Here is a 26,956-nt window from a genome sequence, read left to right as displayed (position 1 = left end):
ATCATCAGTGCTCGATTATCATAACTTGAATCAATAAACAAGATCCAGGTGCGATCAATTTTTTAGCTCAAATTCACTACACTGTCTGAGATAGTGTTAACTTTGAACAATTTGCCTTGGCCTACGACAATATCTGCAAATACTTATCAGAAGCATACCCATCAGAGTTTTTTCAGTGGGTATTGGGTAAACAACCTAGAGATATTCAGGTACTTAAAACCGAATTAAGTGCTGAACCAATTCAGGCTGATGCTCTGAGTGTACTCCAAAGTACTAACCAAATTCTGCACCTAGAATTTCAAACCCTACCCCCATCCGAGCCACCATTACCATTTCGGATGTTGGACTATTGGGTCAGATTACAACGTAAATACCGATGTCGGATTGAGCAGGTGGTAATTTTTTTAAAGTCTACGACCTCACAGATGGTATTCAATAACGAATTTAGGGATACTAACACCTGGCATCGTTATAGAATAATTCGTCTTTGGGAGCAAGACCCTCAACCACTGTTGGCCAATCGGGCTTTGTTACCCTTGGCAACTTTAGCTAAGAGCAATAACCCTAATCGATTGTTAGAGCAAGTGGTTGTGGAAGTGGATAGAAGCGATGCAGCGCGGTCTTGGGGGTTTCCCCCATGAGCGACTGCATCAAGACATTGAAGAAAAACCATTACGGGGAAACCTAGCGGCCTGTGTGGATGTGCTGGCTGGTTTGCGGTTTGAGAAAGATTTAGTGCGTCGATTGTTGTCAGAGTAAATTATGGAAGAATCAGTCACCTATCAAGATATTATTCAAAAGGGACGCCAGCGTGGCAAGCAGGAGGAAGCGGTATTAATTGTTATCCGTTTGCTAACTCTGAGGTTAGGTTTACTTGACCCTGTGCTCCAACAGAAGATTGAGGGATTATCCATTACTCGATTGGAGGAATTGAGTGAAGCGTTGTTGGATTTTGAGACAGCAACGGATTTAGCGGTTTGGTTGGATCAGCAGCAGTAGTGCGTTCTTTATTCTTACGGTAACTTCAAGATCTGTTGCATTTTTCCAGGGATTCCGCTATAATGTTGATATTGGTAGCGGAAGGGTCGATGCTAACTCAAGTTAATAATCTTCGTTTAGACAGGCAACAGATTTTGGCTCTCAGGCAAATGTGTCATTTGAGCAAGAATATGTTCAACGTGGGTTTATATAACGTCCGTCAGTATTTCTTCCAGGAACGCAAACATTTGCGGTATGAGAGTAATTATTATCACTCTAAAGAGAATGAAAATTACAAGTTACTACCGACGGACATTGCCCAGCAAACCTTAAAAATTGTCGATAGATCCTTTAAATCTTTTTTTGGTTTACTGAAACTAAATAAGAGTGGAGGTTATCAAGAAAAAGTAAGACTTCCGAATTACTTACCAAAGGATGGACATTTCCTCTTGGTTATCCCAGTGAGAAAGCGCGACTGGGAGAAACTCCCGGGAAAGAACTGGTTATTTACCGTTCCTATGTCTCGTCAATTTAAAAAGGAGTACGGGGTAGTTCAGTTTACTGTCCCAGAGAGGCTAAGGTCTAAGACTGTCAAAGAGATACGCATACTTCCTAAATACAAAGCCAGGTATTTTGATGTTTGTTATTGCTACGAATATCAGCCTGAGGTAAAAGTAGAAAAAACTAGTGAAATATTGGGAATTGATTTAGGACTTGATAATTTTGCTACATGTGTTAGCACCACTCAAAAGTCATTTATTATTGACGGTAAAAAGATCAAGGCTGACAATCAGTTTTACAATAAGCGTAATGCCAAACTTCAGTCTATTAAAGACTTACAAGGCATTAAGATATTGACCAATCGACAAGCTAGGTTGCTAAGAAAGCGAAATCACAAAATCAGGGATTTCACTAACAAGGCGGCTAGATATGTCGTGAATTGGTGTAGAAGAAACAAAATCAACAAGATTGTTATCGGGTACAACCCCGACCTAAAACAAAGGGTCAACATGGGCAAGCGGAACAATCAGAAGTTCACCCAGATTCCGATTTATACGTTTAAGGACAAGCTGGAAAGCCTCTGTCAGCGGTATGGGATTGAATTAGTTGAGCAAGAAGAATCTTACACCAGTAAAGCATCTAGCCTGGATAAGGATGAATTACCAGTATGGAATGCTGATAACCCAAAAAGTTACACATTCAGCGGTAAAAGAATAAAGCGTGGATTATACCGCACTAGTAAAGGTTGGTTGATCAACGCTGATTGCAACGGAGCACTAAATATAATTCGTAAACACACAAGTAAGCCCGATGATTTTATCGGAGGGTTTAGAGGTTGTTTGGCTCAACCGTTAAGGGTTTTATGCTCTTAAGAATCCCCCGCTATAATCTACGATTTAGCGGTGGGAGTGTCAAGGTCCGATTACTGATAGCAGTGGCTTAGACACCTTAAAGACTTACTTAGAGCAACTGGAAAAATTGGCATTGACTTGGAAAGAAAAGTCTCTGACTCAAGAACAAGTGCTGGCCAACTATTCCCAAATACCTGCTGCTTATAAGAATTATAAATTTCAAGGATTATACAAGGATAATCTTGAAACAGCTTATAAGCAAATTACCGTTGAACGTTGAGGGTTTCAGGGGGAAAGTTGCTGAATTATTCCAGGATAATTGAGGATATCATAATAAGGTAAGCTATCAGCTATCAGCTATCAGCTATCAGCTATCAGCTATCAGCTTATGGGTTAGGTCCTATGCGTCGAAGCCTGTGCCACACTACCTGAGGTGCTTTTGAATAAAATAAGCTGACTGCTGACTGCTGACTGCTGACTACTGACTGCTGACTACTGACTGCTGATTGCTGATTGCTGACTGCTGACTGCTGACTGCTGACTGTTAACACGATAAAAAATCCTATCATGCTATCATGACTAATCAAGAAGAAGATCCATTAAAAAGCAAGCTAGAGAAAAATTTGCAAGAGTCCCAATGGCTACAGAAATTTAAACAACTGAGTCAAGGACTAAGCCAAATTAAGACAGAAATTCCTCTAACTCAACTCTGTAAACTAGAGTGGGTTACTGCTACTGATAGCTTAATCATCCACTGTCCAAATCTAGAAGTCAGGGATGGATTGTGTAAGCTTTCATCCCAGATTGCCCAAATCACTATTGGGGCAAAATGCTTTATTATTAGATATGCTGACTATGAAGACGTTACTATTAAGCCAGTGTAATTATTCCCTATCATGCTATTAGCTATCAGTTATTAGCTATCAGTTATTAGCTATCAGTTATCAGCTATCAGTTATCAGCTATCAGCTATCAGCTTAAGTCTATCTTTCATATCTTTCGCAGCTACAGCGTAGCCTCCGTCTGCACCATCCACAAAATGTACTTGGCGTCCATGGCGCTCAAATACCAGACAGGTCATCAGTGCTCGGTCTGAAATATGCAGACCATACACTAACTTACCTTGTTTATAATTCTTTTCCAAATAGTCTGTTAATTGTTTTCGTTGTACTTCATTGCCAGCAATAACCATGCGCAAGATATCATCAAACTTTCTGTAATCCGTTGCTGCGATCGCATTTAGTTTATAGGCTCCCCAGTCTCCATCTGGTAATGTCACCTTTAACTTCATCAACAACCAGCCCAAGAGATTTTCCAAGCAGATTTTAGCAAAATAGAGCATCCTATGGCTCAGCTTATTCGACTGGGCGCACAGGCGAGTTTCAGGACTTAAGTTTTGATAACTAAACCCTAGATTTAAATAGTTTTCATCAACTGGATTTAAAACCTCTTCACTTCCATAAATAGTGTCAATTTTTTCAATAATTGCTCGATAAGTTAAATTAGCTAAATTTTGTTGATTAGACGTTGCTTTGACAATCAAGCTGATCGTTTCACCATATTTACTAGGAATGTCTTGCCAGCGACACTCTAAATTAGACAAATCAGCTTTAGCCTTATCAGTAGGGTTTTGGTAAAGGTAGAATTGACTCGTATTTGAATGTTTAATCAATTCAGTAGCATAAGTCAAACCATCTCCAGTAAATATAGCCTGATAATAGTTTTCAGATACCTTGAGCTTCGCTAATTTAACATCATAATCATTAACTCTCACATCAGACATAGGTACTGCACCCACCCGCAATTCCATCCCAAATTCTCCCCTGGCTAGCTGACTAGTCGCTAACAACGCTTCCCGAGCAAGGGCAAACAGAGAAGGAGGAATCAACAGAGTTGCACCATCTCCCCCAAATACAAAAGGAATGTCTAAATTACCTGCTATATTTAAAACAGCGACAATGGAGCAGGCTCCTAATAGGTTAACCTCTTTGTAGCGTCCTGATTCGATAGCTTGAGTCGAACCAATAATATCGCTAATTACAACATACCAATCCCTGGGAACCGATTTAAAATTCTGAGAGTCAGTAATATCGATGAAGTTTTCTAAAAGGGGTAAATTAGCATAAAAAAAGTCTGTAGTCATGGTTTAATCTAAAGGAATAACAAACCTTTTTAGTAGGGTGATAACACCCTGAAAGGCACTTAGATAAAACCAAGCTAGCTGCTACACCCTAGCAACCGTCAACTGTCAAGGGTCAACAACAAGGGATCCTTATAAAATAAGCAAGTTAACTATTGATTTTATTAACCATTTGTGTCTGAAAACCAGAAAACCACTCGTTCCCTAGCTGGCATTGCCGGGATTGTCGCAGTAGCCACCATTATTAGTAAAGTATTTGGCTTAGTCCGCCAACAAGCCATGGCAGCAGCCTTTGGAGTTGGTCCGGTTATCAATGCCTACAGCTATGCTTACGTGATCCCCGGCTTTTTATTAATCCTCCTCGGTGGCATTAACGGACCTTTTCATAGCGCCTTAGTTAGTGTTCTCGCTAAACGAGATAAATCAGAAGCCCCACGGCTGGTGGAAACAGTAACTACCTTAGTCGCGTGCATCCTGTTACTAGTAACCATTGCTCTAGTGCTATTTGCTCCGGTCTTAATTGATGTTCTAGCACCAGGGTTTCAGGATACTCCAGAAGGGTTACAAGTTAGAGCGATCGCAATCCGGCAATTACAGATTATGGCACCCATGGCAGTGCTAGCCGGATTAATTGGCATTGGCTTTGGTACCCTCAATGCTAGCGATCAATACTGGCTACCTGCCGTCAGTCCCTTATTTTCCAGCATCACCGTCATTGTTGGCTTAGGAATATTAGCCCTACAGTTGGGCAAAGAAATTAGTAATCCCGATTTTGCCATGATCGGTGGGATTGTCTTAGCTGGGGGTACCCTTGCTGGAGCAACTCTTCAATGGGTAGTGCAGCAAATCGCTCAGTGGCGCAGTGGCCTAGGTAAAATACGCCTACGATTTAACTGGGGTATCCCTGGAGTCAAAGACGTGATGCAGGTCATGGCTCCGGCCACCTTTTCCTCTGGGATGCTGCATATTAATGTCTACACCGACTTATTCTTTGCCTCCTTCCTCCCCCAAGCCGATGCTGCTGCTGCTAGCTTAAACTATGCCAATCTTTTAGTGAATACCCCCCTAGGCATTATCTCCAATGTTATTCTAGTTCCTCTACTGCCTGTATTTTCCCGACTAGCCGCTCCCGAAAATTGGCCAGAACTCAAGCAACGGATTCGCCAGGGAATTCTGCTCAGTGCCTTGACAATGTTACCTTTAAGTGCATTGATGGTGACCTTAGCCATGCCCATCGTGCAGGTAGTGTATCAGCGTCAAGCCTTTGATGCTAATGCCTCTCGGTTAGTAGCATCAGTGCTCATGGCTTATGGGATGGGCATGTTTGTCTACTTGGGACGGGATGTGCTAGTGCGGGTATTTTATGGTTTAGGAGATGGACAGACACCCTTTCGTCTGAGTGTGATTAATATTCTTCTCAATGCTGTACTAGATTATTTTCTAATCGATACCTTTGGCACACCCGGTATTGTATTTGCCACCATTGGTGTGAATGCCTTTTCCATGGTAGTGCTGTTATGGATATTGAACCGCAGGCTAAATGGCTTACCTTGGCAAGAATGGATGTTGCCAATTCTCGGTTTAGCAGTAAGTAGTGTAATCGCTGGTGCCGCCAGTTGGGGAGTCAGTTGGGGATGTGAGCAAGTATTAGAAACCAGTATTATTTGGGTAAAATTGCTGCAATTGAGTCTAGCTGGATTAGCAGGTTTAGGTATATTTGGTTTGTTAGCAACTCAGTTGAAGTTACCAGAGGTGGATATGTTTGTAGCTCGTGTGCGCCAGAAGCTGGGTCGTTGACAGTATTTAATCCTGTTTAGGTCTTCAACCTTAAACCTTAAACCTTCAACCCGATCACCTTCAACCTTCAACCCGATCACCTTCAACCTTCAACCTTCAACCTTCAACCCGATCACCTTCAACCTTCAACCTTCAACCTTCAACCTTCAACCCGATCACCTTCAACCTTAAACCTTCAACCCACTTTCTCGTATCCACTGCAAATGCTGGGATAATAACTCATTTAAATCATAACCTTGTTGAATGGTTTCCCTTGCCTTAGCGCGAATACCAGCCATCTGTTCTGGATGGTCGAGAGCTTCCTCAACCCGATCGGCGATTTCCTCTGGCGAGAAAAAGTCTACTAACAAACCATTAATCCCATCTTCAATCACCTCTGTCACTGGGGGAGTATCAGACGCTACTACCAAACAACCTGTAGAAAGGGATTCTAGCATCGACCAAGACAGAACAAAAGGACGGGTGAGATAAATATGAACAGAGGAAGCTTGAAGGACTTGTAAGTATTCTGAGTAAGGAAGTAAACCAGTAAAGTGGACTCTGTCTAGGTCAAGAGGGACTTTTTCTAACATCAAGTCTTTGTAAGTTTTGCCATCCGGTAGGGTTTTACCATAAGCCACCCGATTTTCCCCGACAATCACAGCATGACACTTAGGACGTCGCTGCTGAAGCATACCGATTGCTTCGATCAATTGGGGAAAACCTCGATAAGGTTCCATGCCCCGTGCTACATAGGTAACCAGTTCTTCCACCTCAGACAGGTCTAAGTTTATCCGTTTTAGTACTAACTTTGCCCCTGGATTGGGTTTAAAGAACTCGGTGTCTACCCCATCATGACGCACGGTAATTCTGTTGTGGAAGTCGGCTGGAAATTGCTGGCGCTGCCAGTAGGTAGGAGACAATCCGCGATCGCAACTGGCTAGGTCTAACAAAATCGGGGCATTTTTCATCCGAATCCGGGCTTCATCGTCAGCGTTGAGGGGCTCGGATGGATCAAAATCAGCATCTGTGCCATGGGCATGATAAAACCACTCGAAGTAGCAAAGTAATTTTGCTTGGGGGAAAGCGTCTTTAATAAATAACGTTGGGCCCCAACCCGAGTGACCATAGACCACATCAGGAACAAATCCCTTAGCCTTCAGCTGATTGGCTAAGCGATAGACAGCTTGACCCTGAAGTACGGCATTTTCTAAGGGTCTAACATAGTGGTGAGTTTCTGGACGTATTTCCCTAGAGGTATTGTAAAGAGCTTTTACAACTCCAGGCAGTTGCCCTTCCTTGCGCCTGGTACCAAACATAACCTGGTTGCGGTTATCTTTAGCTAAAGCAGTTGCTATGTGGCGAAATTGGGCAGGGAAATTAGGATGTAGGAATAGAATACGCATGGACAATAGCAAATGGCAAATGTTACAAGGCAAATGGTAAATCGATTTTTTCTTAATTAACCATTAACCATTAACAATTTGCCATTGATATACTGATATACTAGCTGTTTTGTGGTTCTGGAATGGTAATATCTAAGACGGTGACCTCCTCGGAAAGGCTAGTCAGGGCTGGTTTGATTTGGGAAGCATTGCCTACAACTACCGTAACAATCTGATCGGGTTTGAGATACTTTTCCGCCACCCGCTGTATATCCTCAATCGTAGTAGCTGTCACTGCCTTTTGATAACGGAAGATGAAATCCTCTGGGTAGCCATAGTATTCATAGCGCATCAGCCGAGATAAGGTTTGCTCTGGCTTCTGGAAATTAAACACAAAGGAGTTGAGAACGCTTTCTTTTGCCTTAGCCAATTCTTCTGAGGTAATCGGACTAGTGCGCAGTTTCTGGATTTCATCTAGAACGGATTTAATAAAGGGTACGGTGGTTTCAGAGCGAGTTTGTCCCCCAGCAATAAATAAACCCGGATAGTCATAGCGAACACTCCAAACCCCGTAGACCGAGTAAGCTAGACCTTGACGCGATCGCACTTCGTTAAATAGTCTGCCCCCAAATCCATTCATCACCTCATTTAAAACAGAAAGGGCGGCGTAGTCAGGGCTATTGAGCTTGCCCCCGATATGTCCCATTTGAATATAACTTTGGGTCAGTTGAGGTTGATCCACAAAAAATATACCCCCTAACTGAGCCTGGGATGCGTCTGGCACCTTTGGCTGTGTTGGGGCAGAGGTAGATTTCCAGCTACCAAATTTCTCCTCAATTAGCGATCGCATTTTCTCGGAGTCAAAATCCCCCACAATACCCAGTATCATATTTTCTGGATACACATACCTCTGTGAGAAAGTGATTAAATCATTACGAGAGATATTGTCTAGATGCTCATACTCTATCGTGCGGGCATAGGGGCTAGTGTCACCGTAGATCAGTTTCCTAAATTCACGAGAAGCAATATCACCGGGATCATCATTGCGCCGGGCAATTTGTCCTGCTAGTTGCTGTTTAGCTAGGGCGAGCTTAGCTTGAGCAAAGGCAGGCTTTTGAATAACTTCAGCAAACAAATCAAAGACCAAGTCCAAATCTTCGCTCAAAGCACTAAAACTCGCCCTGCCAGAACTAGTGTCAATACTAGTTTCCACCGAAGCTGCCTTTTCTTCTAAGAGCACATTTAACTCATTGCCTGAGTGTTCAGTGGTACCCCCAGTACGCATCACAACTCCCGCCATAGTGGCTAAGCCAATTTTTTCAGCAGGCTCAAGGCGATCGCCCGTGCGAATTATTGCGGTACCACTTACCAAAGGCAGTTGATGGTCTTCGATCAGATAGACCACCATCCCATTATCTAACTGATAGCGAGTGTAGTCCGGTAGCTGAATTGGTGGTAAAGGGTCAAAGTCTAATTCATCGTAATGGCGTGGGGTATCAGCTATTGCTGGTAGACGAGACACAAGCACTACCACTAGGATTGTCACTACCAGTAGCCCGATCCATCTCAGGTATTTGGGATTTTGGCTTTTCGATTTTAGATTGGTCATTGCTAATTGGATCAATAGTTGAAGGTTAGAAGGTTGAAGGTTGAAAGTTACCAGGTTGAAACCGATCGCGTGGCCTTTTGGCCAAGGTTAACCAGTTGAAGGTTGAAGGTTAACCAGTTGAAGGTTGAAGGTTAATCAGTTGAAGGTTGAAGGTTAACCAGTTGTTCGCCTTTGGCGAACAACATTTTTGAATTAAGAATGTAGAATGTCTAATGCGCGAATTTGGAATTCTACATTCTGCATTCTACATTCTGCATTCTGACCGACAACCTTGAACCGTTCAGCTACTGACTTGGTAAAATGCGTCCAATCGTACGGTTTTCTGGTCTAAAGGTTGCCTGAGCCACCCGCTGAATGTCTGCTGCACTCACTGCCTCTATATCTTCTATTTCCTTAAACAAGTTACGCCAATCACCCGTTTTGACCTCATAGGTTGCCAAATTTCTGGCCATACCCATATTGGAATCAAGCGATCGCAATAGGCTAGCCCTTGCCTGAGTTTTTACCCGTTCCAATTCTTGGGGTGAAACTAGTTCAGTTTTGAGCTTTTCAATGTCTTCTGACAATGCACTTGCCACCTCTTCCACCGTGTGTCCTGGTGCAGTTAGGGCATAGAACAACATTAAATTAGGATATTTATCACCAGGAAAGCCACTAAACCCTGCCGCCGAGAGGGCTACTTGTTTCCCTTCTACCAGAGACTTATATAGGCGAGAGGTGCGACCATCACTGAGCAAATTGCCCATAATTTCATAAACCACATGGTCAGGATGGGTAATCCCTGGTCGATGGTATCCTTCCAAGTACCAGGGTTGGGAGGGTAATTTCAAGGTAACTTCCTTGGTTTCGGACTGTGGTGGTTCTACTGTAGTGACTTTAGGAATTTCCCTTTGATGGTTGTAGCGTCCAAAGTAGACTTTAGCTAGCCGTTTCACCTGCTTTGGATCCACATCTCCCGCAATAGCTACAGTTAAGTTATTCGGACTATAGTAAGTGTCAAAAAACTCCTGGACATCTTGGCGAGTAAGATTGCGAATGTCTTTGTTGTAGCCAATCACCGGACGCCGATAAGGGTGCTTGGTATAGGCAGTATCCAAGAACGCTTCAATCATTTGACCGATCGGAGAGTTATCAGTGCGCAGACGACGTTCTTCCAGGATTACCTCTTGTTCCTTATAAAATTCGCGAAATACCGGCTCAAGGAAGCGTTCCGACTCTAAGGACATCCACAGCTCTAATTTGTTTGATGGCAAGCTGTAGAAGTACACCGTATAATCCGTAGACGTTGCCGCATTCAAGCCCACGCCTCCTGATTGCTCAATAATCTGACCCAACTCGTTTTGCTTGACATACTTAGCTGCCTCAGCTTCGACTTGGGCAAACTCTTCCTTTAACTTAGCCACCTCTGCTTCATTGCCAGTGGCTTGATACTCTTTAATTTGTTTCTTCAACTCGTCCAACTTGTCCAGCAGACTTTTTTCTGCCTCATAGTTGGTAGTACCAATCCGGGTGGTACCTTTAAATGCTAAATGTTCTAAGAAGTGAGCCACACCGGTTTTGCCATCCGGTTCATCCACACCCCCTACATCGGCATAGGTAAGAAGAGAAACTACTGGTGCTTCGTGGTTTTCTAGGACAATGAACTTCATGCCATTATCCAGGGTAAACTCAGTTACCCGTTGGATCACCCGGTCTAGATAGGGTTGGATTGAGGTTGAGGGTGATGCTGGGGTTTCAGTACGGGCTAATGCGATAGTCGAGAATGTTCCCCAGATTAGGATTGCCGCCCCCAGATAAGATAAAATCGATAGGGACTTGATAGATCCTGTCTTGAATAAGCACCGAAGTGGTCTTAAGTGATCAGCAACACGCTGGAGAAACACGACCAATCCATTCTGTTTAGTCATACAAGGGTGGCAGTAACGAACTTACAGAACTCTCCCACAACGCCCACCGCTTTCTAGGGTGGGATGTAGTGGTACCGCCTTTAGGCGGCGTGAGGTTAACAACTAATAAGCTAGCGTCTCTTCATCAAGTGTTTGACACTCCCCGCCGAAGTAAGAACGGGGATTCTTAGTTCTACGACACGCCTTAAAATTAGCTATCCTGAAAGGCAATATTCAAGCCAAATACCCGTTCAATCAGCAACCAAGCATCAAGCCTAACTTAACTAATCCCAGTGGGCTTATCTCCCTAAGCGCTAGGTACTAGGAGTGTCTAATATAACTGTTTCTCCCTTCCCTCGTTCCCGTGTGCCCCACGGTACGTTATATATTTTGAATTTGCTACTTTACTGGTTTTCGGTATCCGTTAAGACCCATGGGTTTTAGCGGTGCGACCCGTGGCGAATTTAATTAGCCGACGGAAAGCGCACCGGCGAGGTTTTTCGCGCCTCGTGTACTAGCATCGCAATGGTCGTTATTGAATCAGGTAGTACCGACGAATCCTACCTGTGCGCTTTCTACGCAATTATTGTATTATAAACCTTTGCCTTGACAAATTCCGGAAAAATCGCCCGTTTATGGGCACCTCAAGTAGCGTGGCCAAAGGCCAGCTTGAAACCCAAATTTTTGGTCACAATCAAGGCATGATTACCATCACCTACTACTAGAAGCTCAAGCCAACTCTGTCTCAAATTTGACAATTATGGGGTGAAGTGTTGGACAATTTGGATAATAGCGCTACAAGTTTCATTTTGACACCCATGGGAATAATAAATCAGCCAACTCAGTCAGAGACAGAGACCAGGCAACGTATCCTGACAGCAGCACGACGTTTGTTTGCCAGTCGAGGTTATAACGGGACAACCACCAGGGAGTTAGCCAGTTCTGCTCGGGTCGCTGAAGGTACCCTATTTCGTCATTTTGAAAACAAAAAGGCCATTCTGATTGAAGTCGCCACCCAGGGTTGGATAGACATTCTCACCGATTTGCTCACAGAACTCAGTGAAATGGGCAGCTATAAAGCAGTAGCACAGATGATGCGGCGGCGAATGATGCGTATGGGTGAGAATGCGGATCTGATGCGAGTATGCTTTATGGAAGCCCAATTCCACCCAGAATTGCGCGATCGCATTCAGTCAGAAGTGATTATTAAAATGACGGATGTGGCTGAAGCCTTTTTTGAAACCGCCATTGAGCGAGGCATTTATCGCCCTATGAACCCCAAAATTTTGGCTCAGGTGTTCTTGGGCATGTTTGCCGTTGCTGGTTTCAGCCACAATACCATCCTCGATTCAGATGCCTCCCCCAAAGAGATTCAGGAAATGGCAGAAGGCATTGCTGATATTTTCCTCAATGGAGTGTTGGTTAAAGAATAGATAAGGAATGCCTGAAAATAGCAAATTGAAAATGCCAAATGACAATTAACAATCAAGAAATTACTAGTAGACATCTCCAAAAATTAACCTCAAACCCTTGCACTGCCTGGGTCAAAACCGAGTTTCTGGAGATGTCTAGTGACTAACTAAATCTCGTGCTTGTTTAGTCCATCGTGCCACCTGATCAACACCAGGACAAAGGTCTCGGCGCTTCATGGTTGCTACCTGTAGGCGTAAAATATTTTGGTGCAAGCGGTGAGGGGGAGTCTGAGCTAGTTGGGTTAAAGAGCATATTCCTGCATGTAATACTAGTCCACAATATTGGCAGCCAATGCTAGGGATACGGGCTAAATCTGCTAGGGCTACCCATTTATTGACGTACTGAGTCTTTACCTTTAACTGGTTAGCTAGCGCTTGTTTAGCTTGGCCAGTGCTTGCTTTTTGGAGCAATTCCCTAGTGGTGGTAATGCCCAATTCTTTGAGTTTTGATTGATCTTGAATACTTAATCCGGGCAACTGCTCAATTGACCAGTGACTGACTTGGGTAGTTCTCGGAAGTTTGGATTTAGTAGACATCTAGACTACCGGGAAATGATGCTTCTAGATTAATCCAGCCTAGAGCGAACCGCAACAGGGTAATCATACCTTATGGCAGTTCTCTGTTGGGTGAGATACCTCGCCCTTGGGGTTGGGAGTAGGGAAAGGGGAGAGAGAGTGTGGGAAGTGTGGGAAGTGTGGGAAGTGTGGGAAGATGGGGAAATGGGGAGATGGGGAGTCAGATCAGCAACTGGAGTGGAAACCACGCTCAACCTTCAACAAACCACCATACATCAGTATCCGGATCTCGGTTCGGTGGAAATGAATACTGGCTTAGTGTCAAAACCGGCCAGATTACATTTGTGCTTCCAAGAAACTGATGCAACATATATGGACTTCTGTGGATAAGCTTGGTAAAGCTTTACTAGGGCATATGTGGAGAAGTGTATACCTGAGCCTTCAGGATGCGATCGCTCTGCTTGTAATCCTCTATATTCCTAGTTTAATCGGGCAGTTAATTCTCTCCAACAGCTTCTTAGATTTTAGTGTTTGTCTAGATAGTACCATTGGTGTCCAATTTTATGCCAGCTTAATCATCGGTGCCGCTAATTTTTTGCTCTGGATCCTAATTGCGGGTCGCATAATTGGTCGTTTGTGGGCACATTTCAATAATTTCTAATCTAGAATAACCTTTAATTATAACAGTTTTAAATCGGTTAAGGTGCGCGCCTCCTAGGCCGGGGAACCCGGCCTTGGGTCGCACCTGAGGTATGTTCCTTGTTGGTTTTAGAATGAAGTTAAGCCGTAACAAACTTACTTTAGAGCAGGAAGCCAAAGCTGGATTGAATTCCCTACTCCAGCAAACCGCTCAAATTGGTAGTTTTTTTTTCGTCTTGCTGTTACTCAGTCTTGGTAATCCTTCAGGATTAGTCGTCAGTTTGAGTTTTTTTTGGGGAATTGCATTTGTGGCTTGGCAAGAAAAGCAGCGACTGACTGGGAACGGCAAAAGGCAAAAGGCAAAAGGCAAAAGGTAATAGGGAAAGGAAATTTATTGACCTGATCTCAACCTAAGGGACTTGCGTGTAAAAAAAATACCAATTAAAGTAGGGTGGGCAAAGTAATATTATATAGTATAATCAAAATAAACAAACTGTTTTGCCCACCCTACTGGGAACGGCAAAAGGCAAAAGGCAAAAGGCAAAAGGTAATAGGGAAAGGAAATTTATTGACCTGATCTCAACCTAAGGGACTTGCGTGTAAAAAAAATACCAATTAAAGTAGGGTGGGCAAAGTAATATTATATAGTATAATCAAAATAAACAAACTGTTTTGCCCACCCTACAAGCTAAAAACTGACTGGGAACGGCAAAAGGCTTGCGTGTAAAAAAAATACCAATTAAAGTAGGGTGGGCAAAGTAATATTATATAGTATAATCAAAATAAACAAACTGTTTTGCCCACCCTACAAGCTAAAAACTGGTATTTTATTTTTTGGCTACTCCCTAACCATTTTTGAATTCAAAAGGCAAAATTAAGAATTAAAACAGGTATAGCTTTATAATTTTGAATTGCTGAGACCGGATACAGGCTCCTGAATTCATTTATGGGGTAGTTTTGAATTTTGAATTGATAATTTTGAATGGTCGCGAAGGGATTGAGTTCTGGATAACGAAGGCTCATGTCGAACTCACGAAACTTAGTTTAAAAACGCTCTATAGACTCAAATTCCGTTGTTTTTCCGGCATTTGCTGCCTCTCCACAAGTCCGGGGTGTCGGAAATACCTTGCCTGGATTGGCTAAACCCTTGGGATTGAATACCTGATTAACCCATTTCATCGTTTCCAAGTCCGTATACGTGAACATATCTGGCATAAAACAGTTCTTATCCGCACCAATCCCATGTTCCCCAGATATACTCCCCCCTGCTTTGACACAGAGTTTGAGGATTTCGCCACCAACATTTTCTACCTCTTCTAATGCCCCAGGCACCTTTTCATCGTACAAGATTAGGGGGTGTAGATTTCCATCACCCGCATGGAATACGTTAGCTATTGTGTACCCAGATTTCTCACTTAATGCCTCAATCTCCCTCAAAACACCCGCTAACTCAGTGCGAGGAATCACCCCATCTTGGACGAAATAATTGGGGCTAATCTTCCCTGCCGCAGCAAAAGCCGCTTTGCGACCTTTCCATAATTTCAGGCGGGTTTCTTCGTCCCTAGCCGTCGTGATATTTCTTGCCCCATTCTGTTTACACAGTTGGGCAACCCGCCGTTTATTAGTATCCACTTCTACCTTTAAGCCATCCAGTTCTACCAGCAATATTGCTCCAGCATCCCTCGGATAACAACCTGTTGCCACTACGTCCTCTACCGCATTGATGCTGAGATTATCCATCATTTCCATGCCCGCAGGAATGATCCCAGCACCAATAATGTCAGTCACTGCAGTACCAGCAGCTTCAATGCTAGTAAAGTCCGCTAGGAGGACACAAATTGATTCTGGTCTCTTGAGGATGCGCAGGGTAATTTCTGTAGCGATCCCCAAGGTGCCTTCGGAACCAACAAATAAGCCGGTTAGGTCGTAACCAGGCATTTCTTGAACTGATCCCCCTACATCCACAATTGAACCGTCCGGAAGAACCAATTTTAACCCCATGACGTGATTAGTGGTCACACCATATTTGAGGCAATGGACACCACCAGAGTTCTCAGCCACATTGCCACCAATGGAACAAATAATTTGACTGGAGGGATCAGGGGCATAATAGAAACCCGCACCACTTACCGCTTGGGTCACCCAGTTGTTGATTAAGCCTGGTTGTACTACAATTCGCTGATTTTCCAGGTCAATGTCCAGGATACCCTTCATTAGGGCAGTGACAATCAACACACCATCTTCTATAGGTAGAGCACCACCGGATAATCCGGTGCCAGCACCCCGTGCCACCCAAGGAATAGAATAGCGATCGCATATCTTAAGCACCTCTGAGACTTGTTCGGTAGTGCGTGGTAGCACTACTACCGCTGGTCGTTGGCGATAGCTGGCCAGACCATCACATTCATAGGTCAACAATTCTTCACGACGTTGAACCACACCATTTTTGCCTACTATCGCCACAAATTTCTTAATGATTGGGGTCCAGTCAGTCTTATGATTCGTCATGTTTCAATAGCGATAGAATAATGTGAACTACCTGACGTTGAAGACTTTCTAGTTTAAGGTGTGTGAACTACCTGATCTTGAAGACTTTCTAGTTTAAGGTGGTCGCTAATCACTTAAGCTAATCCCGTCAGCCGATTTTGATCAAACTTCTCAAAAGCGATGCAGAGGTGCGACCCGTGGCGAATTTAATTCGACGACTGTAAACGCACCATTACGGTCTTGGGGGTTTCCCCCACTCGCTATTGCATCAAGAAAAGGTATTAATTATGAAGTATAACGTTTAATGTCTCCTATTTACCTTAATATTTACCTGGCCTGAAATGGGGTAAATAGTTTCGAACTCAATTGCTCATACCTCCTTCAGACTTCTTAGCCATATACCTTCTGGTGCCTTGAACCTACGGGAAGCTAGGGGGGGGGAACTTAGAACCCCTTCGGCGTATAGTCTACATACTTTAGTTAGAGTTTACCATTCCCAAATAATAGAGTTTACCATTCCCAAATAATTTTAATTTTGTAGTTGTGGATTCCTGCTTTTCATTCTTAACCCTTCATAAATCTGTCCCTACTGGTCAAGATACCTTGGCTGGTGGTATATCTCAAGTCACTATACGTGCTGCTCAATGTGAGGATATCAGCACTGTAGCAGATATTCTTGCAGATAGCTTTCACCCTCAAAAAGGGCTCATCAGCTGGCTTCACCCTCTATTAAGACTGGGTATTTACGAAGATTTGCGCCACAGACTGGGATCTAGTTTACCCCATTACCTGTGTTTAGTCGCCGTCACTACCGTTTCCGGTTCTGCTGGTACCAGTGACATGCTAGCTGGTACTGTAGAGCTAACACTCCGTTCTCGCTATTGCTGGCCAAAGCCCAACTGCCAACATCTTTACCTGTCCAATCTGGCTGTCAGAAAGTCTTGTCGGCGGCAAGGAGTCGGAGAAAATTTGCTCTTGGCTTGTGAGCAAACTGCCCTAGAATGGGGCTTTCAAGACCTCTACTTGCATGTTTTGGAAAACAATTATCAGGCCAGGCAACTTTATCTCAAGAGGGGATATGAACTGCATCGGGTAGAACCAAGCTATACCGGAGGATTGCTTAGGCTTCCCAAACGCCTGCTCTTACACAAGCAGATTAATCCTGCTGGTTTTAGTTCACCGGGTCAGAGTCTGTCTTAGTAGGCTGAATTTCGTCATAATGGAGTTATCAAGCTGACGAATAACACATACATTTGGTGATTTATCACATTGACAAAACAAACAAAATATGTAATACAACATTTTTGTTCAGACTATCTGTAGCAGAGTATCGTTTTTGGTAACAGATCAAAAAGGGGGTTATTGATAAAGCTTTCAAGAAAATTGTTGTTTGAAGACCTCGCCAGGGTCGAAATTTAGTTGATTTGTGTTACGGTCTACTTGTAAATCCCATGAAATCTACGGTACTAAACCACAAAAGTTGCTTTATACCGATAAATTGTAGCTATTGATACCAAATCATCTATAATTTAGTATCTAGCCATACAAAGTTTTGGTGTCTTGAAGCCATTTTGAGGTGTTTTTTGATAACTATAAACTTAGGTTAAACCCAAGTTTATAGTTGGAAATGGTAGTTGAACAAAACTTGACTCTCCCTTTTGTGTATTTTCAAAAATTTACAGTTATTTTAAGGAAAGCGGATCGGGGCTTTTAGCTTGGGTGCTTACCTGCTCTAAGATATTACGCCATATAGTTTCAGATGGAGAGTGAATACCAACACTATTACCAGATAGCTCTTTACCCAAAGGAGGTGGTTGGTCACAACCAGGGTCTCGCCAATCCTCAACCCCTAAGTGGCATGAACCAGGAAAGCCTGAACCTCTGCAAGAATAAGATGAGAGACTCACAGCCATCAGAAATTCTCTCGCAATTTCGGGATAAACAATTGTTAATTGTTAATAGTAGGCGTCGCAATGGCCTAATCATATATAAGCACTACCATGCAGAATTCGCAGGACCAGGTTCGGCTGTAGGAGGAATATTTGATCTTGATTGTCAGGGAGTAGTCCCAGTGGGCAATCTGTCTTTGGTTTCTCCAGAATCAGCTGAAGAGCGACGGCGTGCTTATTTGATTCGGCGGCAATGGATTCGACTGACTAAACAAATTACAGAAGATCCAAGTCCGATAAAACGAACCCAACAGATTCTTGAACAGTTTGAGGGATTTGGTTTTGATGCCAACACTATTGCCCAACTGCCAGATGAAGCCTTTGCTCTGCTGGTAGGGGTTTTGCCCTATACAATCAGGAAGGTACGTAACGCCCCTCACCATGAGCATTAAGTCTGGAATCCTTTGGCTGATGCTGATCGTCTCAATTGATTAGAAAATTTCTAAATTTAGATTTAGATCTCCGGAATCCCCCCAGCTCCGGGTCTCACGAAGCATTATTTAACAGAGTGCAATGATTAGAGCGACTAGCGCTATAGTAGGTAATGGGTAATGGGTAATGGGTAATGGATAAGAGATAATTTTGCCAACCCCCTACCTATCACCATTTACTGTTCACCATGGATTATCCTGGGTGCCATCAGATCAGCCTCTGTAGTTGGCGAATAGAGCAATTTCAGCTATAACAGCCCATAGGGTATTTGGCGGGCTTGTCGAAATAATGGAGATAGTTGATTAGTATCTTACTATCTAAACTATCTAAGGAATTGTCGGTGTTTAGCCACTTGGTTACTATGAATGATTTTGACATACTTAAAAAAACTATCGATCGCCTCAGAAGCGAACGAGATGATCTCAAGAAAGAACTAGATACCTACCGAAGTTATCTGGATAAGCGCTCTACAGATATCAGAGCTTTAATTTATACAGAATTACAACTATTTTCACCCAAAATAGCTGAGGAACTCAGGAAGGAATTTAGAACACAATTTCACCTAGTGATTGGCTTGTTGGTTTTTACTACCCTATTGACCACCGTCAGTGGTTTTGTAGTCATGTCTAGTCTTGTTGATAGTTCTGTAAAAGGACATCTAAAAAATCAAGAAGAACAACTTGATAAACTCAACAAACGTATAAATAATTCTCTATTTGATAACCGAGTTGATCTGCAAGGTCTTCAGCAACAAACTCAAACTATCAAAGCCCAAACTCAAGACTATCAAAAACAAGCTCAGTATCTAAATAGTAAGGTGCAAAGCTTAGATATCAACGCTTCTACTATAGAGAAAAAACTTAATGCTCTTCTAGAATCAGACCCAGTCGCCTTGGGAGATATAGTTGAACGGATCAATAACTTAACTCAAGATAGTAATCAGCTGATTACTATCTCTCGAAGTATCGAAGAAGTGGCTAGTTCACAGATTAGACTGGAGAGTGGAGAAATTTCTGTTAGGGAAGGGAATTTATCAAAGGGTGATGGCAGACGAAGAATATCAGGTGAGCAAAAGTTTAATACCAACTTTGCTTCTGAGCCTGTGGTTTATATTGCTTTAAACGACATCGATAGTGATAATGATGAAAATCTCCGATTAAAAGTTGATGTCACTGATGTCAACCGAGAGGGGTTTCATTATGTATTGGAAACCTGGGGAGACACGCGGGTTTACAGTGCTAATGCAAGTTGGTTTGCCTATGGCAAATAAATCAGATCTAGTCCGGTTTAATACTTACTAATTGAATGCTGTCTGTCAAGGAAAATGGATTCAGCGCTGCATCGCTATTTCCTATTCCCTATTGCCTGGGCGCAGCGCTATAGTTTTTCCACCGACGAATTCGGTCAGGGGAAATAGTTTTGCTTATCCCCTTTCCCTTGGTCTAGCCCTAACGTGAAATCAATAGACTACTGGTTTTCTTCTGGCGTGCCCTTGGTGTTACCCGGAGAAGAATTGTATATAGCGTCTAACTGTTGGCGAGCGTCTTCAACGGTCATTGACCGCATCACTAACAGCGGTTCATTGATAGGGTTGCCACTATCATCAAGCAGTTCCGGGTGCGGTACTGACTTAGCAGGAGATGGATTGGCATTCACTTGATTCCGACCCCATTGGGCGGGTGATTTTCCCGATGCTGAGAAAGAACGCTGGGAATCAAAACTCAAACTTAATAGGTTACGAATTAAATTTCCAATCGCTAAAAATGCTAGAACAGTAAAGGCAATTAGATAAATTAGGTGTAACATCGTATTATCCTCCCGACCGAATAGTTGGTCTTTAACTCCTTGTCTTGCTCAGGGATAAAAAACGGCTTTTTATAGGTGGTTAGTTAACCTTAACAAATGGTAGTCCACTATTTCCTCAATCATTTCCTGAATCTAGGTGCGTCAAGATTAGTCATTCCCTGAGGCCGCTGACTCGGATGCACCGGATGCCAATGATCGCCACCGGATTGCCACTCCCCAACATTCTCTCACTAATTGGTGCCATGGCATCATGGTAGAAAGTTCAACTCCTACTTGACCATCGGTAGCTTTAAAAAGCATTTTAGCTGTATTTACCTCCTGCTGGGCTTGCTTTACCCGCTTTAGTAGGTCAGATTGTTCCTCCGTGCTCAAAAAGGTGATATCTTCAGTTTCTAACAACGAAAGCGATCGCTCAAACCAGTAGTCAAAATCTACTAGTAGCGGTTCCAATATGGTTTTGAGTAACTCCGGTGTTGATGGCTGGGGTTGATCCATGATATTAAAACCGTTTATTTTTTCATAGTCTACCTTAATTATATTTACATTTTTTTACAATTTTTGACATAACCCTTAACACTTGTCGGAGACTACTACTCCGTCAAAATTGAATTGAGGGGTAAGCATATGCGCTACAGATGGTGCTACTTGAGGTGCGGTCAGCCGTCAGCGGTCAGCCGTTAGCAGACTTAACTCAGCATTATTCGAATGGTTACCTGTTTTATTCAAAAGCACCATCTGTAGCTTGGCACAGGCTTCGACCCATCGGACCCATTAGCTGATAGCTGATCCCTGAAAGCTGAAAGCTGAAAGCTGATAGCTGATAGCTGATAGCTGAATGCTGAATGCTTACATTGAGAGGTAAGCTCAAGTCCGGTTGAATACCCATCATAAAGACGATTGATGGCCAGATGGTTAAATGGGGCAGATTTTGATTAAGGGTAATTATCCTGACATGATCTACAATGGACTTTGGCCAATGAGGCACCCTTGTACTATGCATCGGTGCTATCCATTAAGTACCAAAACCATTAAGCCAACCCGTAACCCCTAACCCCTAACCCCTAACCCCTAACCTTGAACACCTAAGCCCTTGCCCTAACCCTCAAAACTAAATTGAGAGAGCCAAAACTTAGTTAAAAGTTTACGGCACAACACGCTACTATAAGTATGTTGTCAACGTTAGTCAGGTAACCAAATATCTTAAACCGTAATCAGCCTCTGAGCACCGAGAGCTTTTTTAAAAGCTCTCCATAACCGATCAGCCTATTCACAACTGGTAAAAAGCTAACTGACACAACCACATCAGGTAGAAACTATCGATGCTATGCAACGAGCCTTTAAAACCAGGTTAAAGCTAAATAACCATCAGCAGTCAATTATGGCTCAACACGCAGGTTATGCTCGTTGGATTTGGAATTGGGCGTTAAGGATGTGGGACGAAGCCGATAAGGAAGGCTTGAAGCCATCTGCTCACAAATTAAAAAAGTTCTACACCAATCATGTTAAACCTAATTATCTGTGGCAAAAGACTCTTAGTTCCAGGGTTTATCAGTTTGTGTTTCTGCATTTGGGTGAAGCATTTACCCGCTTCTTTAGTGGGTTAGCTGACAAGCCCAAATTCAAAAAGAAAGGCAAAAATGATAGCTTCACCCTGGATAACTGCGGCAAAGTCATGGAATTTTCTGGCACACGGTTGAAACTGCCATTTATCGGTTGGGTTAGTACCTATGAACCACTGCCCCAAGTCCAGACGAAACGATTAACCATCAGCCGAGGGGCTGATCAGTGGTTTATTTCTGTAGCTTACGAGTTTGAGGCTGAACCAACAAAAAAACTTAAGGCTGCAATTGGTGTAGACCTAGGTGTTAAGGAACTCGCAACCATCTCTGATGGTTCTGTGTTCCCAAATCCCAGGCCATACAAACGGGCACAGCGTAAACTGGCTCGACTCCAGCGGCAATTAGCCAGAAAGCAGTTTGGTTCAAACAACCGACAGAAGGCAAAACTTAAGTTAGCCAAGGCATACCAGCGAGTCAGGAACATTCGCCAGGATACCATTCACAAGTTAACCTCATGGCTGACCAAGAATCACGGTGCTGTAGTCCTAGAAGACTTGAATGTATCTGGAATGCTATTGAATCATAAGCTCGCTGGTGCAATTGCTGATTCCGCTTTTTCCGAAATTCGCCGACAAGTTGAGTACAAGTCTCAATGGTATGGTTCTCAAGTTATTTATGCCAACAGATTCTATCCCTCTACAAAGACTTGCTCAGACTGTGGACATGAACAGGGAATGCCTTTGAACGTTCGGGTATTTAACTGTGAAGCTTGCGGGATGGTTAAAGATCGTGATCTTAATGCTGCAATCAATTTAGAACGTCTTGCCGTAGGTTCTACGGTGGAATGCCTGACTGACAGGGTGCTGCCGACAGTCCTGGATGATGCAGGAAGTAAACTTCAAAACGTCACTTAGTGACGTTTTGTGTAAGTTTTATGGAACAGTACTACACCAGAAACATGTACTGCACCAAAAGCTAAGGTTTGTATCATAGAGGGATAGCACAAAATTGGTGTTACGGTCATAGCGCGTTACTCAATTCCATAGAACAGTCACCGATGGTTAACTCAGAACCCTCCGAACAGCCTGAAAAAATTCATTTGCCCCGTACTAGCGAATCCGATACCCTAAAAAGGCTCCGTCATACGACGTCTCATGTGATGGCAATGGCCGTCCAGAAGCTATTTCCGAAGGCTCAGGTGACTATCGGTCCTTGGATTGAAAATGGTTTTTATTATGATTTCGACCAGCCAGAACCGTTTACTGAGCAAGACCTCAAGAAAATCCAAAAGGAAATGGTCAAAATCATTAAGCGGAAGCTTCCGGTAATTCGGGAAGAGGTGCCACGGGAAGAAGCTCAACAGCGGATCAAGGAACTGGGTGAACCCTATAAACTGGAAATTTTAGCAGATTTAGAAGACCCGATCTCGATTTACAACCTGGGGGATCAGTGGTGGGATTTGTGTGCTGGTCCCCATGTAGAAAACACTAGTGAAATCAACCCGAAGGCAATTGAATTGGAAAGTGTGGCTGGGGCTTACTGGCGAGGGGATGCGAGTAATGCTCAACTCCAGCGCATTTATGGTACAGCTTGGGAAAACCCAGAGCAACTACAGGAATATAAGCGCCGTAAGCAAGAAGCCCTGAAACGGGATCACCGTAAGCTGGGTAAGGAACTAGGACTGTTTATCTTTTCTGACCCGGTTGGACCAGGATTACCGCTGTGGACCCCCAAAGGAACGGTTTTGCGTACCCTTTTGGAAGATTTCCTCAAGCAAGAACAGGTTAAACGAGGTTATCTACCAGTGGTGACACCCCATATTGGTCGAGTGGACTTGTTTAAGGTATCCGGTCACTGGCAGAACTATAAAGAGGATATGTTCCCGATGATGGCTGAAGATGAGGAAGCAGCAGCCGCAGAACAAGGGTTTGTCCTAAAACCGATGAATTGCCCCTTCCATATCCAAATTTATAAGAGTGAATTGCGCTCCTACCGGGAGTTGCCCATGCGCTTGGCAGAGTTTGGAACAGTGTATCGCTATGAGCAATCTGGGGAACTGGGGGGGTTGACCAGGGTGCGCGGTTTCACGGTGGATGATTCTCACCTATTTGTGATGCCGGATCAGTTGGATCAGGAATTCCTCAGTGTGGTGGATTTAATCCTCTCAGTGTTCAAAAGTCTGCAAATGAAGAACTTTAAAGCACGGTTGAGTTTCCGTGACCCGGCCTCGGATAAGTATATTGGTTCGGATCAGGCTTGGGAAAAAGCCCAATCAGCAATTCGCCGTGCTGTGGATACCTTGGGCATGGAATCCTTTGAAGCACCAGGGGAAGCGGCATTTTATGGCCCGAAACTGGACTTTATCTTCCAGGATATCCTGGACAGGGAATGGCAGTTAGGAACGGTACAGGTAGATTACAACTTGCCAGAACGATTTGATTTGGAGTATGTGGCAGAAGATGGTACTCGCCAACGCCCGATTATGATTCACCGTGCCCCCTTTGGATCCCTGGAGCGCCTAACTGGCATATTGATTGAACAGTATGGGGGAGACTTCCCCTTCTGGTTAGCACCAGTACAAGCACGATTGTTACCAGTAGGGGATGCACAGTTGCCTTTTGCTCAGGAAGTGGCAGCAAAAATGCGATCGCATGGGATTCGAGCAGAAGTCGATACCAGTGGGGAAAGGCTCGGTAAAGCAATTCGTAATGCCGAAAAGGCTAAAATCCCCGTGATGAGTGTGGTTGGTGCCAAGGAAGTCGAAGCCAATAGTTTGAATATTCGTACCCGTGCCGCTGGGGAGTTGGGCATGATGCCCATAGACCAGGTTGTAGAGAAGATGGAGCAGGCAAATCGGAATCGAGAGAATTTTTAGATTCTCAAGGGAGTAGGGGAAGAGAGTGAAGTGTGGGAGGTGTGGGAAGTGTGGGGAGATGGGGAGATGGGGAGATGGGGAGATGGGGAGATAGGGAGATAGGGAGATGGGGAGATAGGAAATATTTTTATAGGGTTTCTGATATTTATCAGGTACAGTCAATTTTCTTCCCCCCTCAAGATGCAGTTGCTAATGGGACAAACTACAACCGTTGCTGATGGGGAAACCCTCTCAGGTCGGCGCTGCATCTGTTGTGGAAAATTCTTCCCACACTCCCCCCTCTCCCCACACTCCCCTCTCTGCCCACACTCCCGATTCCCGATTCCCGATTCCCGATTCCCTTACCCCAGCCCTATATCTCTCCTCAAAGTATTTTTTACAACAACTTTATTCGTTTAAAGATTTAGTAAATTTTTAGTGAAGTAGCTCAATTACTTCGGATTGATATGTAATACTGTTTTTGGTAGATAAATCAGCCATCCATCTTAACTAGTTTATTGTTCTAATAGCTAGCAATTTAAAGTAGCAAAAGAAAAAACACCTAAGCTCAGGGGAGCACTTGATATCTAGTATTTTCATTTGAGACCTCTACTAGCATTGCTAGAAAAAGCGATGCAGCAATGTAGCTTGCTAGCGCAATAGTTTGCCCAATAGATTGGTTTTGGAAAACCTCCCGGTGCGCTTGACCCGTAATTTAATTCGCCACGGGTCGCACCGCTAGAAGCGAAGGTCACAAGAGGATCCAATAAGTTTTTGGTGCCAAGAAAAATCAGCATTAGCTTTCATGATCGATTTGGTTTTGGTAGATCACCTGGACTCTTGATTAACGACAGAATTCTTAGGGTTGCTGAATTGAAGTATGAATGCGCGATCATCTAGTTTTGTTAAAGCCCCCTGTTAAAGCCCCCGTGAGTCCCCCAACTTTGCGGTGCGACCCAAGGGCGATTTACTCGCCCTAGGAGGCGCGCACCGGGGGGGACTTTGGGAGTTTTGTTCCCCCCAAGCGAGCAATCCCTCGCTTGGGGGGCTAGGGGGGCAAAATCATACCCAGAATCAGCAACGCCAAGGAGATCAACCCAACATCAATAAACTGACACAGGACGATTAAAACTATATGAATATTCCCAACGATCAATTCTGGACTCAATCCGTATTTCCTTCCGGAGGCAATGAAGCCTATGACCGCTTCGGCACTAGCTTAACTGGAGGAGATTTCAATGGTGATCGTCGGGGCGACTTGGCTATAGGCACACCCAACGAAGATGTTGGTGGGGAAACCAACAGAGGTAAAGTCAATGTCCTCCGAGGATCTTCAACAGGCTTAACTAGCTTTGGTAGCCAATTGTGGAACCAGGACAATCTTGCTGGCAGTTCAACTGAAGCTTTCGATCGCTTCGGAGATACCCTGATCTCAGGGGACTTTAATGGGGATGGTTACGATGACTTAGCTGTAGGCACACCTTACGAAGATTGGGGATCGACTACAAATACCGGCATAGTTAACATTATCAATGGTTCTTTCTTTGGTCTGACCAGCACTGGTAACAAATTCTTCACCCAGACAGCCTTTCCTCAGGGGGGTGATGAAGCAGGTGACCGCTTTGGTAGCAGCTTGGCTGCGGGAGATTTTGACGGGGATGGCTATGATGACCTGGCTATCGGTGCTCCTTATGAAGATATTGATGGGAACAGTGACGTAGGTAAAGTCAATGTCCTCCAAGGATCTTCAACAGGTTTAACTAGCTTTGGTAGCCAATTGTGGGAGCAAAACAATCTTAGTGGTAGTTTTAATGAAGCTTTCGATCGCTTTGGAGAGACCCTAACTTCAGGGGACTTTAATGGGGATGGTTATGATGACTTAGCTGTAGGAACGCCTCACGAGGATTTGGGATCGATTAAAGATACTGGCATAGTTAACATTATCAATGGTTCTTTCTTCGGTCTGAGGAGCACTGGTAACAAATTCTTCTAAGTACAGGACAAAAAGCGAAGAGAGTGGCGAAACTCGCAGTCAAATTGTGTAAAATTAAAGAACAGACGGCGCAAATAATCAAAGCCACAGCGAAAAATGCTTTTGGCTTTACGCCCATGCTTT

At 43.7% G+C, this 26,956-nt stretch carries 24 protein-coding genes and 2 pseudogenes; 16 read left to right on the top strand and 10 right to left on the bottom strand.

Going from position 1 to position 26,956, the window contains the following annotated elements; translation table 11 throughout:
* The first annotated feature begins 116 nt into the window (after window positions 1-116).
* From F6K37_RS08225 to F6K37_RS08210, 4 genes and pseudogenes are all read left to right on the top strand, one after another.
* Window positions 117-999: pseudogene (locus F6K37_RS08225) on the top strand (Rpn family recombination-promoting nuclease/putative transposase).
* An 89-nt stretch (window positions 1,000-1,088) separates the two neighbouring features.
* A complete protein-coding gene (locus F6K37_RS08220; RefSeq protein WP_287249442.1) occupies window positions 1,089-2,351 on the top strand; it encodes an RNA-guided endonuclease InsQ/TnpB family protein in 1,263 nt (420 codons plus the stop codon).
* Window positions 2,352-2,463: 112 nt separating this feature from the next.
* Complete coding sequence (locus F6K37_RS08215) at window positions 2,464-2,610, top strand: hypothetical protein (protein WP_154659697.1); 147 nt, start codon at window positions 2,464-2,466, stop codon at window positions 2,608-2,610.
* Between the two features lie 295 nt (window positions 2,611-2,905).
* Window positions 2,906-3,214, top strand: a complete 309-nt coding sequence (locus F6K37_RS08210; RefSeq protein ID WP_287249440.1) for a hypothetical protein — start codon at window positions 2,906-2,908, stop codon at window positions 3,212-3,214.
* Window positions 3,215-3,288: 74 nt separating this feature from the next.
* Here the strand turns inward: F6K37_RS08210 and F6K37_RS08205 are convergent, their stop codons facing one another.
* A complete protein-coding gene (locus tag F6K37_RS08205) occupies window positions 3,289-4,473 on the bottom strand; it encodes a DUF3095 domain-containing protein (RefSeq protein WP_287249438.1) in 1,185 nt (394 codons plus the stop codon).
* Window positions 4,474-4,644: 171 nt separating this feature from the next.
* On the opposite strand from F6K37_RS08205, the gene murJ reads away from it, so the two are divergent.
* A complete protein-coding gene (gene murJ / locus F6K37_RS08200) occupies window positions 4,645-6,267 on the top strand; it encodes a murein biosynthesis integral membrane protein MurJ (RefSeq protein ID WP_008180604.1) in 1,623 nt (540 codons plus the stop codon).
* Window positions 6,268-6,434: 167 nt separating this feature from the next.
* Here the strand turns inward: murJ and F6K37_RS08195 are convergent, their stop codons facing one another.
* From F6K37_RS08195 to F6K37_RS08185, 3 genes are all read right to left on the bottom strand, one after another.
* Window positions 6,435-7,652 carry a glycosyltransferase family 4 protein gene (locus tag F6K37_RS08195; RefSeq protein WP_008180606.1) on the bottom strand — a complete coding sequence of 406 codons (1,218 nt, stop codon included), beginning with the start codon at window positions 7,650-7,652 and terminating at the stop codon, window positions 6,435-6,437.
* A 100-nt stretch (window positions 7,653-7,752) separates the two neighbouring features.
* A complete protein-coding gene (locus tag F6K37_RS08190; RefSeq protein ID WP_287249434.1) occupies window positions 7,753-9,240 on the bottom strand; it encodes a M16 family metallopeptidase in 1,488 nt (495 codons plus the stop codon).
* A 284-nt stretch (window positions 9,241-9,524) separates the two neighbouring features.
* Window positions 9,525-11,147, bottom strand: coding sequence for a M16 family metallopeptidase (locus tag F6K37_RS08185; RefSeq protein ID WP_008180609.1), 1,623 nt, complete (start codon window positions 11,145-11,147; stop codon window positions 9,525-9,527).
* Window positions 11,148-11,944: 797 nt separating this feature from the next.
* Between F6K37_RS08185 and F6K37_RS08180 the strand changes: the two genes are divergently transcribed.
* Window positions 11,945-12,559: a TetR/AcrR family transcriptional regulator gene (locus tag F6K37_RS08180; RefSeq protein WP_008180610.1), complete on the top strand. Its 615-nt coding sequence runs from the start codon at window positions 11,945-11,947 to the stop codon at window positions 12,557-12,559.
* A gap of 135 nt (window positions 12,560-12,694) precedes the next feature.
* Here the strand turns inward: F6K37_RS08180 and F6K37_RS08175 are convergent, their stop codons facing one another.
* Entirely contained in the window at window positions 12,695-13,135 is a 441-nt protein-coding gene (locus F6K37_RS08175) for a DUF4332 domain-containing protein (RefSeq protein WP_008180612.1), read from the bottom strand.
* A 72-nt stretch (window positions 13,136-13,207) separates the two neighbouring features.
* Between F6K37_RS08175 and F6K37_RS08170 the strand changes: the two genes are divergently transcribed.
* The 3 genes from F6K37_RS08170 (at window position 13,208) to F6K37_RS08160 (ending at window position 14,130) form a co-directional block, all read left to right on the top strand.
* Window positions 13,208-13,504 carry a hypothetical protein gene (locus tag F6K37_RS08170; RefSeq protein WP_008180614.1) on the top strand — a complete coding sequence of 99 codons (297 nt, stop codon included), beginning with the start codon at window positions 13,208-13,210 and terminating at the stop codon, window positions 13,502-13,504.
* Window positions 13,476-13,775 (top strand): hypothetical protein, encoded by a 300-nt coding sequence (locus tag F6K37_RS08165; protein ID WP_044492383.1) that lies wholly within the window; start codon window positions 13,476-13,478, stop codon window positions 13,773-13,775. The genes F6K37_RS08170 and F6K37_RS08165 overlap by 29 nt, the downstream gene beginning before the upstream one ends.
* A 112-nt stretch (window positions 13,776-13,887) precedes the next feature.
* Window positions 13,888-14,130: a hypothetical protein gene (locus F6K37_RS08160; RefSeq protein ID WP_008180619.1), complete on the top strand. Its 243-nt coding sequence runs from the start codon at window positions 13,888-13,890 to the stop codon at window positions 14,128-14,130.
* Window positions 14,131-14,797: 667 nt separating this feature from the next.
* Here the strand turns inward: F6K37_RS08160 and glcD are convergent.
* Window positions 14,798-16,261 carry a glycolate oxidase subunit GlcD gene (gene glcD, locus F6K37_RS08155; protein ID WP_008179542.1) on the bottom strand — a complete coding sequence of 488 codons (1,464 nt, stop codon included), beginning with the start codon at window positions 16,259-16,261 and terminating at the stop codon, window positions 14,798-14,800.
* Between the two features lie 522 nt (window positions 16,262-16,783).
* Between glcD and F6K37_RS08150 the strand changes: the two genes are divergently transcribed.
* The 3 genes from F6K37_RS08150 (at window position 16,784) to F6K37_RS08140 (ending at window position 19,891) form a co-directional block, all read left to right on the top strand.
* Window positions 16,784-17,440, top strand: a complete 657-nt coding sequence (locus tag F6K37_RS08150; protein ID WP_008179539.1) for a GNAT family N-acetyltransferase — start codon at window positions 16,784-16,786, stop codon at window positions 17,438-17,440.
* A gap of 559 nt (window positions 17,441-17,999) precedes the next feature.
* The gene (locus F6K37_RS08145; protein WP_008179536.1) at window positions 18,000-18,581 is read left to right on the top strand and encodes a hypothetical protein; all 582 of its coding nucleotides are present in this window, start codon (window positions 18,000-18,002) and stop codon (window positions 18,579-18,581) included.
* A gap of 401 nt (window positions 18,582-18,982) precedes the next feature.
* Window positions 18,983-19,891 (top strand): H-type lectin domain-containing protein, encoded by a 909-nt coding sequence (locus tag F6K37_RS08140; RefSeq protein ID WP_008179535.1) that lies wholly within the window; start codon window positions 18,983-18,985, stop codon window positions 19,889-19,891.
* A 197-nt stretch (window positions 19,892-20,088) separates the two neighbouring features.
* Here the strand turns inward: F6K37_RS08140 and F6K37_RS08135 are convergent, their stop codons facing one another.
* The 3 genes from F6K37_RS08135 to F6K37_RS08125 form a co-directional block, all read right to left on the bottom strand.
* Window positions 20,089-20,427, bottom strand: a complete 339-nt coding sequence (locus tag F6K37_RS08135) for a DUF2973 domain-containing protein (protein ID WP_008179531.1) — start codon at window positions 20,425-20,427, stop codon at window positions 20,089-20,091.
* Window positions 20,428-20,574: 147 nt separating this feature from the next.
* Window positions 20,575-20,922 carry a DUF2605 domain-containing protein gene (locus F6K37_RS08130; protein ID WP_008179530.1) on the bottom strand — a complete coding sequence of 116 codons (348 nt, stop codon included), beginning with the start codon at window positions 20,920-20,922 and terminating at the stop codon, window positions 20,575-20,577.
* A 223-nt stretch (window positions 20,923-21,145) separates the two neighbouring features.
* Entirely contained in the window at window positions 21,146-21,427 is a 282-nt protein-coding gene (locus F6K37_RS08125) for a hypothetical protein (RefSeq protein ID WP_287249423.1), read from the bottom strand.
* A 378-nt stretch (window positions 21,428-21,805) separates the two neighbouring features.
* Between F6K37_RS08125 and F6K37_RS08120 the strand changes: the two genes are divergently transcribed.
* From F6K37_RS08120 to F6K37_RS08105, 4 genes are all read left to right on the top strand, one after another.
* Complete coding sequence (locus tag F6K37_RS08120; RefSeq protein ID WP_229414497.1) at window positions 21,806-22,900, top strand: RNA-guided endonuclease InsQ/TnpB family protein; 1,095 nt, start codon at window positions 21,806-21,808, stop codon at window positions 22,898-22,900.
* 143 nt (window positions 22,901-23,043) lie between these two features.
* The gene (thrS, locus tag F6K37_RS08115; protein ID WP_287249420.1) at window positions 23,044-24,861 is read left to right on the top strand and encodes a threonine--tRNA ligase; all 1,818 of its coding nucleotides are present in this window, start codon (window positions 23,044-23,046) and stop codon (window positions 24,859-24,861) included.
* Window positions 24,862-25,078: 217 nt separating this feature from the next.
* Window positions 25,079-25,279, top strand: a complete 201-nt coding sequence (locus F6K37_RS08110) for a hypothetical protein (RefSeq protein ID WP_044493271.1) — start codon at window positions 25,079-25,081, stop codon at window positions 25,277-25,279.
* 696 nt (window positions 25,280-25,975) lie between these two features.
* Complete coding sequence (locus F6K37_RS08105) at window positions 25,976-26,833, top strand: FG-GAP-like repeat-containing protein (RefSeq protein ID WP_287249417.1); 858 nt, start codon at window positions 25,976-25,978, stop codon at window positions 26,831-26,833.
* Here F6K37_RS08105 and F6K37_RS45420 read toward each other — a convergent pair.
* Window positions 26,830-26,956, bottom strand: a pseudogene (locus F6K37_RS45420) (IS4 family transposase); the annotation flags it as partial. The gene F6K37_RS08105 and the pseudogene F6K37_RS45420 sit on opposite strands and share 4 nt — an antisense overlap.

Source organism: Moorena sp. SIO4E2, assembly GCF_010671945.1.
Classification (GTDB): Bacteria; Cyanobacteriota; Cyanobacteriia; order Cyanobacteriales; family Coleofasciculaceae; genus Moorena; species Moorena producens.
The sequence above is the reverse complement of the archived record's forward strand: the minus strand, read 5'-3'. Positions and strand labels throughout refer to the sequence as shown.

What these genes read in the sequence shown, in the direction of transcription:
- F6K37_RS08220 (WP_287249442.1), top strand. Translation starts at nt 1,089, where the DNA reads ATGCTAACTCAAGTTAATAATCTTCGTTTAGACAGGCAACAGATTTTG.
- F6K37_RS08210 (WP_287249440.1), top strand. Translation starts at nt 2,906, where the DNA reads ATGACTAATCAAGAAGAAGATCCATTAAAAAGCAAGCTAGAGAAAAAT.
- F6K37_RS08205 (WP_287249438.1), bottom strand. Translation starts at nt 4,473, where the DNA reads ATGACTACAGACTTTTTTTATGCTAATTTACCCCTTTTAGAAAACTTC.
- F6K37_RS08195 (WP_008180606.1), bottom strand. Translation starts at nt 7,652, where the DNA reads ATGCGTATTCTATTCCTACATCCTAATTTCCCTGCCCAATTTCGCCAC.
- F6K37_RS08190 (WP_287249434.1), bottom strand. Translation starts at nt 9,240, where the DNA reads ATGACCAATCTAAAATCGAAAAGCCAAAATCCCAAATACCTGAGATGG.
- F6K37_RS08185 (WP_008180609.1), bottom strand. Translation starts at nt 11,147, where the DNA reads ATGACTAAACAGAATGGATTGGTCGTGTTTCTCCAGCGTGTTGCTGAT.
- F6K37_RS08180 (WP_008180610.1), top strand. Translation starts at nt 11,945, where the DNA reads ATGGGAATAATAAATCAGCCAACTCAGTCAGAGACAGAGACCAGGCAA.
- F6K37_RS08175 (WP_008180612.1), bottom strand. Translation starts at nt 13,135, where the DNA reads ATGTCTACTAAATCCAAACTTCCGAGAACTACCCAAGTCAGTCACTGG.
- F6K37_RS08170 (WP_008180614.1), top strand. Translation starts at nt 13,208, where the DNA reads ATGGCAGTTCTCTGTTGGGTGAGATACCTCGCCCTTGGGGTTGGGAGT.
- F6K37_RS08165 (WP_044492383.1), top strand. Translation starts at nt 13,476, where the DNA reads ATGCAACATATATGGACTTCTGTGGATAAGCTTGGTAAAGCTTTACTA.
- F6K37_RS08160 (WP_008180619.1), top strand. Translation starts at nt 13,888, where the DNA reads ATGAAGTTAAGCCGTAACAAACTTACTTTAGAGCAGGAAGCCAAAGCT.
- glcD (WP_008179542.1), bottom strand. Translation starts at nt 16,261, where the DNA reads ATGACGAATCATAAGACTGACTGGACCCCAATCATTAAGAAATTTGTG.
- F6K37_RS08145 (WP_008179536.1), top strand. Translation starts at nt 18,000, where the DNA reads ATGGAGAGTGAATACCAACACTATTACCAGATAGCTCTTTACCCAAAG.
- F6K37_RS08140 (WP_008179535.1), top strand. Translation starts at nt 18,983, where the DNA reads ATGAATGATTTTGACATACTTAAAAAAACTATCGATCGCCTCAGAAGC.
- F6K37_RS08135 (WP_008179531.1), bottom strand. Translation starts at nt 20,427, where the DNA reads ATGTTACACCTAATTTATCTAATTGCCTTTACTGTTCTAGCATTTTTA.
- F6K37_RS08130 (WP_008179530.1), bottom strand. Translation starts at nt 20,922, where the DNA reads ATGGATCAACCCCAGCCATCAACACCGGAGTTACTCAAAACCATATTG.
- F6K37_RS08125 (WP_287249423.1), bottom strand. Translation starts at nt 21,427, where the DNA reads ATGCATAGTACAAGGGTGCCTCATTGGCCAAAGTCCATTGTAGATCAT.
- F6K37_RS08120 (WP_229414497.1), top strand. Translation starts at nt 21,806, where the DNA reads ATGGCTCAACACGCAGGTTATGCTCGTTGGATTTGGAATTGGGCGTTA.
- thrS (WP_287249420.1), top strand. Translation starts at nt 23,044, where the DNA reads ATGGTTAACTCAGAACCCTCCGAACAGCCTGAAAAAATTCATTTGCCC.
- F6K37_RS08110 (WP_044493271.1), top strand. Translation starts at nt 25,079, where the DNA reads ATGGGGAAACCCTCTCAGGTCGGCGCTGCATCTGTTGTGGAAAATTCT.
- F6K37_RS08105 (WP_287249417.1), top strand. Translation starts at nt 25,976, where the DNA reads ATGAATATTCCCAACGATCAATTCTGGACTCAATCCGTATTTCCTTCC.